Consider the following 231-nt stretch of genomic DNA (forward strand, 5'->3'; position numbering starts at 1 on the left):
CGAGGACCGCGGTGAGCACCGCCGCGACCGCCACCCCGGACAGCACCAGCCGCGACGAGGTGATGCGTCCGCCGGTGCGGGCGGTGGCGTACACGAGCACGAGCGCGCCCAGGGCGCCCACGAAGGCGGCTGCCGACAGGGAGGCCGGCCCGAAGAGGGTGACCCCGAACACGATCACCGAGACCGCGCCGAGCGACGCCCCGGAGGAGACGCCGAGCAGGTACGGCTCGG

General features: G+C 75.8%; 1 protein-coding gene. It reads right to left on the reverse strand.

Translation table 11 applies throughout. The features are described from left to right. A partial coding sequence (locus IG88_RS0138170; protein ID WP_031051599.1) for an iron chelate uptake ABC transporter family permease subunit occupies window positions 1-231 on the reverse strand: 231 nt, incomplete at both ends.

The organism is Streptomyces sp. NRRL F-5650 (assembly GCF_000721365.1).
Lineage (GTDB): Bacteria > Actinomycetota > Actinomycetes > Streptomycetales > Streptomycetaceae > Streptomyces > Streptomyces ardesiacus.